Origin of the sequence: Gelidibacter salicanalis, from assembly GCF_016469035.1 — a bacterium.
GTDB classification, from domain to species: domain Bacteria; phylum Bacteroidota; class Bacteroidia; order Flavobacteriales; family Flavobacteriaceae; genus Gelidibacter; species Gelidibacter salicanalis_A.
The window spans coordinates 22,723-29,773 of the sequence record NZ_JAEHJZ010000057.1 but is presented as its reverse complement, the minus strand read 5'-3'; the positions used below and the strand labels follow the sequence as shown (position 1 = coordinate 29,773).

Below are 7,051 nucleotides of genomic sequence, written 5' to 3'. Positions count from 1 at the left end.
GTGTAGTTAAGGTTCGACTAAATAAAATTCCCCACGACTTCTAAAATAATAGCCGCACCGTATTTTCTTCTCCCAGCATACGCTAACACATTACCTTTTAATTGGTCTGAAAATAACCCTTTGTTGAGATTATAGGATATCATGCTAATTATCAAAAGCACCCACTTTCTTGTGCAAGCATTTTATGAATAGTAGCTAGCACCCTTGAAGGCCATTCTGACCCACTTCTCTTCAAAACTGACATTAATAGGTCAAGCTGTTCGTAATTAAAAACAAAATAATCTCGTTTTAAGAGATGATATTTATCATTATTTAAAATTTATTTATTACCCAACTTTGTATCATAATATTAAAACACATTATTATGACAACTACAAAAAATATCGTCAAACCTTTATTGAGCCTCTTAATCTTGCTCATTTTATCAACGTCACAAGTTTACTCACAAACGTATAATCTTGATAATTCAGCTTCTAAACTTACGGTTTCTGGAACCTCTAGTTTACATGATTGGGATATTGACGCCGAGCAACAAAAAGGTCAAATTGTATTAAACATTGCCGACAAAATGACAATCGAAAAACTAACTCTTGAGGTTACTGCAGAAAGCCTTAAAAGTGACAAAGGAGCAATGGACAAAAATACCTATAAAGCATTAGATACCAAAAAACATAAATCCATCACTTTTCAGCTTACAGAAGTAAAAGAAATTAAAGCTTCAGGAACTGACAACTATAAAGTTGAGGTTACCGGCAACTTGACAATAGCCGGAGTTACTAAAAAACAACATCTCAGTTTAGATATGCATACATCTTCCAATAAGGTGACCTTAAAAGGTAAAAAAGCCTTTAAGATGACTGATTTTGAAATAGACCCTCCTAAAGCTCTATTTGGAACAATCACGACCGGAGATCAAGTTACTATTACATTCAATACCATTCTAAATAAATAACAACCAAAAATTAAAATAAATAATTTAAGACCATGAGAACACTAATTAAAAACTCAGCAATCGCATTCTTACTTCTTGCAGGAATTACTACGTATGCCCAAAAGAACGATAGAAGCCTTGACAATTATAGAGAGCCAGACAAAAACGGAATTAACGTTTTTGAGTCTCCTAAAGACACTGTATCTACTTTTGAAAACGTAAAAGTAAGAATAGGTGGTTCATCAACAATTCAGTTTCAAGCTTTGGAGCACAGCAATTTAAACCCTTCTGTTACTGTAGATGGCGTGACAACAAATCCTTACCAACTTAAGGAAATTGGGTCTAACTTTAATTTAGCGACAGCCAATTTAGACTTGGATGTGGCTTTATATGATGGTGTTAGAATGCACTTACGTACCTATTTATCTTCTCGTCACCATCCAGAACCTTATGTTAAAGGAGGATATTTCCAAATTGACAAATTAGAATTTATCAAAGAAGGATTTTTAGAAGATTTCATGAAATATGCTACGATTAAAATTGGGCATATGGAGAACAATTACGGTGATGCCCACTTTAGAAGAAGTGATAATGCACAAGCTATTTATAATCCATTTGTAGGAAACCTAATTATGGATGCTTTCACAACAGAGGTTGGAGCCGAGTTGTTGATACGAAAAAATGGATTTATCGGAATGATCGGAATGGCCAATGGTAAATTAAATCAATCCATCAATAAATCAGCTAATGGAACTACAGGAGGCGCTTCATTATTGGCAAAAATTGGATATGACAAACAGATTGATACCGATTTGAGATTCCGCTTAACTGGATCTATTTATAACACAGGATATGTTCCGAGTTCATATCTGTATAACGCAGATAGAGCTGGATCACGATATTATGGGGTTATGATTCCTGCAACAGCATCAGGTGATAATTTTAGATCAGGAAGATACGATCCTGGGTTTAAAAATCAGATTACTGCTGTCATGATCAATCCATTCATAAAATACAAAGGATTGGAATTCTTTGGAACAATAGAAAGAACTAGCGGCAAAAGCAATGCAGAATTAGAAGATAGAAAAGCCAATCAATTTTCTGGTGAGCTTATTTACAGATTCGGTAATAACGAAAACTTCTATATCGGAAGTCGCTACAACACAGTCGATTCTGAAGATGCGAGTGGAGATGATGTAGAGATTTCAAGATTCCAAATTGCAGGAGGCTGGTTTATGACAAAAAATATTCTTATGAAAGTTGAATACGTAAATCAAAAATATGATGGTTACAAGGCTACAAGCTCTTTTGCAGACGGCAAATTCAATGGACTAATGGCTGAGGCAGTAATTAGCTTCTAATATACAGAGTAGAGTTTATATTAGCGAACCTCAATTTTTTAGTAGTCCACTAAATGATTGAGGTTTGTTTTTTTATAAATAAATTGCAACTACAAAATCTAGCACGATGAAAAGATTACTCTATATTTTACCCTTACTTCTTTTGGTTTCCTTTACCAAGTTAGACACTGTAAAAAACAGTACATCTGTGCGCATCACATCCCAAAGTGAATTGCACATTAAAGGAACGAGCAATGTTACAGATTTTACCTGCCAGTACAACATAAAGAACCTGAACGATCCTATTCTTATTCATTACGAAAGTGACGCTGATGTTATCAAATTTGAAAAGTCGCTGTTAATTTTAGAGAATAGTGGATTTGATTGTGGTGGTAGAGGCATCAACAAAGATTTTCACGGATTGCTAAAATCCGATATTTATCCTAAAATTACGCTTAGTTTAAAACAAATTAAACTAAAACCAAACAAGAGCAACACTGCTGATGCTTCAATTGAAATTGAAATAGCCGGACAAAAACAAATCTACCATATGGAAACTAAATTCTATCAGGATAATGGTTGGCATATTTCTGGTAAGCTTAAATTAAACATCAACGACTTCGACCTTGAAGCGCCTAAAAAAATGCTTGGCCTTATCGTGGTTTCAGATGAGATTGAAATTAATTTCAAATTGGTAGTTAAAGAGTGTTAGACTCAATTGAGGCAGCAATCTTGATAAGCCTTTCATATTTAACGCCCATTGAGATGTCTTTTTTGTAGACTTAACACCGTTTTGAAATAATCAAAAAAACTCCAATCCGCAAAAACCGGAAGGGAGTTCAGTTGAAATTTATGTGCTTTAGGCATTACGATTTACTTTCAGATAATTTAGCTAATGAAAATGCACCAATTGCCATAACAAGATCTCTTACTGCCACATCTAAATAAGTGCCGCTCAACAGTAAGGTGAGTGCAATAAGTACCAGCCAAACGGATACAAGATACGCTCCAAATTTGGTTTTTGCGAATACCAAAACCCCAGCCACAACTTCTATTACCCCAATAATCATCATAAAAATTGAAGGCTCAAAAGGAAGCAGATTCACCAGAGTATCTGATAAATACCGTGACCAATCGGTCAAAATATTGGTGAACTTATCTAATCCAGCCACAATTGGCACCAACCCAAAAGTGTATTTTAAAAGGTTTTTTACAAACTGTACATTTGACTCCATGATTTACGTGTTTTTAGTGTGTTATAATCTTTTGATAGCGAATCATGAAAAAGGATACAAAATTTTGTAACTTTTATAAGTTTTCTGTATCTAAAACACAAATCATAACATTATGGAAGCTATAAACCTGAGCACTTCTAATTCAAATAAAATAGCGGAAGCAGAACTAATAAAACGCATTCTTTCTGGAGAGAAAGAACTTTACGAGATCTTGGTACGACGACATAATCAAAAACTGTTTCGGGTGGTACGAAGCTATCTAAAAGATGAAGCTGAGATTGCGGACATCATGCAGAATAGTTACATCAAGGCCTTCACCAAATTACAGCAATTTAAATTGGAAGCCTCCTTCTCTACATGGCTCATTCGCATCGGTATTAACGAAGCTTTAGCGAGGCTAAGGGAGACAGGAAAGGTCTACCATATGAGTGAGCTCACAGAACGCCTCAATAAGAATAGCATTTTAGAATTACCAGATCACAAGCAACTGAATCCGCAGCAAAAAATGATATACAACGAAGCTAAGCAACTGTTGGAAAACGCCATCGACCAATTGGACACAAAATATAGAGTTGTTTATATGATGAGGGAGATAGAAGGGATGGGCCTGCAGGATATAGCTACAGCATTAGAACTGACCTTGGCTAATGTGAAGGTGCGTTTACACCGCTCAAAAGACTTGTTAAAAAACAAACTTTTTGAATTGTCAAGTGACAAAGATATTTTTGAATTTGGTAACAGTAAATGTGATAGAATCACTGAATATGTGATGAAAAATATATAACGGAAAAGAATCAAGACTCTAGACCTTGAGAACAAACCTGTAGGGAACAAAAACTAACCTAGAAATTTTGAACCTTAAATATAAAACCTATTACTCATCTTAAAATTCAACTATCATGACAACATTTAAAGTTGGAGACCATGTTAAATGGAATTCAGAGGCTGGCCATGTCTCAGGTAAAATCATAAAAGTGCACCATTCAGATTTTGATTATAAAGGCTATACCCATCACGCCAGTAAAGATGATCCACAGTATGAAATTAAAAGTGATAAAACCGATCATATTGCGGCTCATAAAGGAGAAGCGTTGACAAAAATTAAATGAGCGTCAACTTTTAACCATAATAAGACAAATTCTATAACTATCATTTACAGAAAACGTAGTCCTTAAAGGAAGATTCCATTGGCTAAGCAAGCTGTAACTCCTTAACCAATCAACCTTAACAGTTGTGCCATATTGTTAAAGGTTAGCGTCGCCTGTCCTTCTAGTTCGTTATGATAATCATGTGCCGTAAATCCAAATACATCAAAACCTCCATTTTTGGCAGCGGTCACGCCAGTTAAACTATCTTCAATAACCACACAGTCTTCAGGCTGAAAGCCCATAGTTTCTGCTGCCCATAAAAAAACGGCAGGATCAGGCTTCCATTTTTTAATGGTAAAACAACTAAAGATGTTTTCTTCAAAATGCGGCAGCAATCCTGTAAGTTCTAAATTCAGTCTGATCTTATTTTCCGGACCGCTCGATGCTACACAAAATGGAAGCGCTAAACCGTCCAATACGTCAGTGATACCCACTACTGGTTTCATATTATTTTTAAACGATTCAAAACTTCGCGCTCTAAAATCTGGCAAGAAATTATCGGGGAGTCTTTCCGTGACCAACTCCGCAATTTGTTCTTGGCAACGTTGTATTGAGGCTCCTTTGAAATGTTTTAACGCATAGTCTAAGTTGATGTTGGCCCCAAGTTCATTTGCCATATCGACCATTACCTGATTGGCTATAGGCTCACTATCTACCAATACCCCATCACAATCAAAAATAACACATTTGTATTTAGACATTTTTTTAGGGTGTTGAATTAGCTACTTGAAGCAGCTTGCCGTTAAAAAACTTCTGCCCTTTTAAGGAAAAATCAACAATATAATCGGCAATTTCTTCTGGTGTAATTGGTGCTTTGTATCCGGGAAAGGCTTCTTCCAACATTTCTGTTTGAACCGCTCCCAACGCTAAGACGTTAAATGAAATACCAGAGTCTTTATATTCTTCAGCAAGCAATTCCGTCAAGGTAATCACAGCGGCTTTACTAGAACTATAAGCTGCAAGCCCCGGAAATTTCATACTTCCTTGAACACCTCCCATGGAACTCATGGTCACCACGTGACTGTTTTTAATCATATACGGAATTAATACACGCGTCAATTCTGCCATTCCAAAAACATTGGTTCGGTACACCTCTTCAAAATCGCTGACGGTTGTTTTGGCAAATGGTTTATTGAGTACCAATCCGGCATTATTGATCAGCACGTCCACATGTTTCCAATGCTCAGTGATATGGTTTTCCACTTTTTGATACGCTTCTGCATCTCCCAAATCAAAACAAAATGCGGTCACATTTTTCAATTTCAAGGCCTTTACAGGACCATCGTTTCTGGACAATGCCAAAACTTGATGACCTTGTTTTGCAAATAATTTAACCAATTCGTAGCCTATACCTCTGCTGGTACCTGTAATAATGATATGTTTACTCATTCATTTTAATTTCTGAGGTTGTTGTATTGCTCATGGTTTCAAAGGCAGGAATTAACCTATTTACCAAATCGGCCATAAAATTGTAATCCATTTTATCGGCTTCATCGCCTACTTTATGGTAATGATCAAAATTAGTGAAATCAAAAGTAGAAATAGCATGAGCAGGCTTATTAAAAGCTTTAAAAAACGAATAATTGTCCGAACGATAAAATAGCTGAAACTCCTTTGCTTTGGGCAATAATCCCAACAAACTATAATCGACATACGCATTCATCCTTGGTGCCATATTAGAAAGATCATATCCTGTAAAATAAGCCATATATTCCTTGTTAACCATAGGAACTCCAATCATTTCAAAATTGATCATGGTATAGAGGTTAATCTCTTTTTCTTTTAAACGGGCTGCCAAATGCTTAGACCCCAACAAGCCCATTTCTTCACCAGAATACAGTGTAAAGAGCATACTGCGCTTATTATTCTTTTTATTGGCAAAATAGCGCGCCATAGCCAACACGGCGGCAACTCCAGTAGCGTCATCATTTGCCCCATTGGCAATCGAATCGCCATCAACGGCTTTGCCAAAACCAATATGGTCATAATGGGCGCCAAGAATAATGATTTCATCTTTTAGAACCGGATCGCTCCCTTCAATAAAACCCACTACGTTATAAGCGTTCATGCCTTTGGCTTTATAATGATCGCGATAGGTTTCAAAATACGGTTTAATATTATACGACTTTAATTTATTCTCAATGTAGATGGCGGCTTTTTCAATACCTTCTGAACCCGTTGCCCGTCCTTCTAATTCATCAGAGGCCAAATAATAGACACTTTCTTTAAGTTCAGCACTGGTCACGAAATATAAGGTTTCTGTAACTGATGATTTTTCAACTATTGCAAGGTCTTTAACGCCTGGGTCAGGAGACTCCTGTATCTTGCTTTTACAGGAAACGATAATTAAAAGCAACCCAATTAAAAAGCTATTTTTCATATGATTTTTTTATTTGA

Annotated in this window: 9 protein-coding genes; 5 read left to right on the top strand and 4 right to left on the bottom strand. The window is 36.0% G+C overall.

Annotated elements, in window-relative coordinates:
* The first annotated feature begins 364 nt into the window (after nucleotides 1-364).
* The 3 genes from JEM65_RS19910 to JEM65_RS19900 all read left to right on the top strand — a co-directional run bounded on the left by JEM65_RS19910 (nucleotide 365) and on the right by JEM65_RS19900 (nucleotide 2,983).
* The gene (locus tag JEM65_RS19910) at nucleotides 365-952 is read left to right on the top strand and encodes a YceI family protein (RefSeq protein WP_199603324.1); all 588 of its coding nucleotides are present in this window, start codon (nucleotides 365-367) and stop codon (nucleotides 950-952) included.
* A gap of 32 nt (nucleotides 953-984) precedes the next feature.
* Nucleotides 985-2,292, top strand: a complete 1,308-nt coding sequence (locus tag JEM65_RS19905; protein ID WP_199603323.1) for a hypothetical protein — start codon at nucleotides 985-987, stop codon at nucleotides 2,290-2,292.
* Nucleotides 2,293-2,398: 106 nt separating this feature from the next.
* Nucleotides 2,399-2,983, top strand: coding sequence for a YceI family protein (locus tag JEM65_RS19900; RefSeq protein ID WP_199603321.1), 585 nt, complete (start codon nucleotides 2,399-2,401; stop codon nucleotides 2,981-2,983).
* A gap of 154 nt (nucleotides 2,984-3,137) precedes the next feature.
* On the opposite strand, the gene JEM65_RS19895 is transcribed toward JEM65_RS19900, so the two are convergent.
* On the bottom strand, nucleotides 3,138-3,506 hold the full coding sequence (locus JEM65_RS19895; protein ID WP_199603319.1) for a DoxX family membrane protein: 369 nt from the start codon (nucleotides 3,504-3,506) through the stop codon (nucleotides 3,138-3,140).
* 112 nt (nucleotides 3,507-3,618) lie between these two features.
* Here JEM65_RS19895 and JEM65_RS19890 point away from each other — a divergent pair, with 112 nt between their 5' ends.
* Both JEM65_RS19890 and JEM65_RS19885 read left to right on the top strand, forming a co-directional pair.
* Nucleotides 3,619-4,290 carry an RNA polymerase sigma factor gene (locus tag JEM65_RS19890; RefSeq protein ID WP_199603318.1) on the top strand — a complete coding sequence of 224 codons (672 nt, stop codon included), beginning with the start codon at nucleotides 3,619-3,621 and terminating at the stop codon, nucleotides 4,288-4,290.
* 115 nt (nucleotides 4,291-4,405) lie between these two features.
* Nucleotides 4,406-4,615 carry a DUF2945 domain-containing protein gene (locus tag JEM65_RS19885; RefSeq protein WP_199603317.1) on the top strand — a complete coding sequence of 70 codons (210 nt, stop codon included), beginning with the start codon at nucleotides 4,406-4,408 and terminating at the stop codon, nucleotides 4,613-4,615.
* Nucleotides 4,616-4,716: 101 nt separating this feature from the next.
* Here JEM65_RS19885 and JEM65_RS19880 read toward each other — a convergent pair whose 3' ends face one another.
* Genes JEM65_RS19880 through JEM65_RS19870 form a run of 3 tightly spaced genes read right to left on the bottom strand, consistent with a single transcriptional unit; the run spans nucleotide 4,717 to nucleotide 7,034 of the window.
* Nucleotides 4,717-5,355 carry an HAD family hydrolase gene (locus JEM65_RS19880; protein WP_199603316.1) on the bottom strand — a complete coding sequence of 213 codons (639 nt, stop codon included), beginning with the start codon at nucleotides 5,353-5,355 and terminating at the stop codon, nucleotides 4,717-4,719.
* Nucleotides 5,356-5,359: 4 nt separating this feature from the next.
* On the bottom strand, nucleotides 5,360-6,043 hold the full coding sequence (locus JEM65_RS19875; protein WP_199603315.1) for an SDR family NAD(P)-dependent oxidoreductase: 684 nt from the start codon (nucleotides 6,041-6,043) through the stop codon (nucleotides 5,360-5,362).
* On the bottom strand, nucleotides 6,036-7,034 hold the full coding sequence (locus JEM65_RS19870; protein ID WP_199603314.1) for a M28 family metallopeptidase: 999 nt from the start codon (nucleotides 7,032-7,034) through the stop codon (nucleotides 6,036-6,038). Before JEM65_RS19870 ends, JEM65_RS19875 begins: the two co-directional genes overlap by 8 nt.
* Nucleotides 7,035-7,051 lie beyond the last annotated feature (17 nt).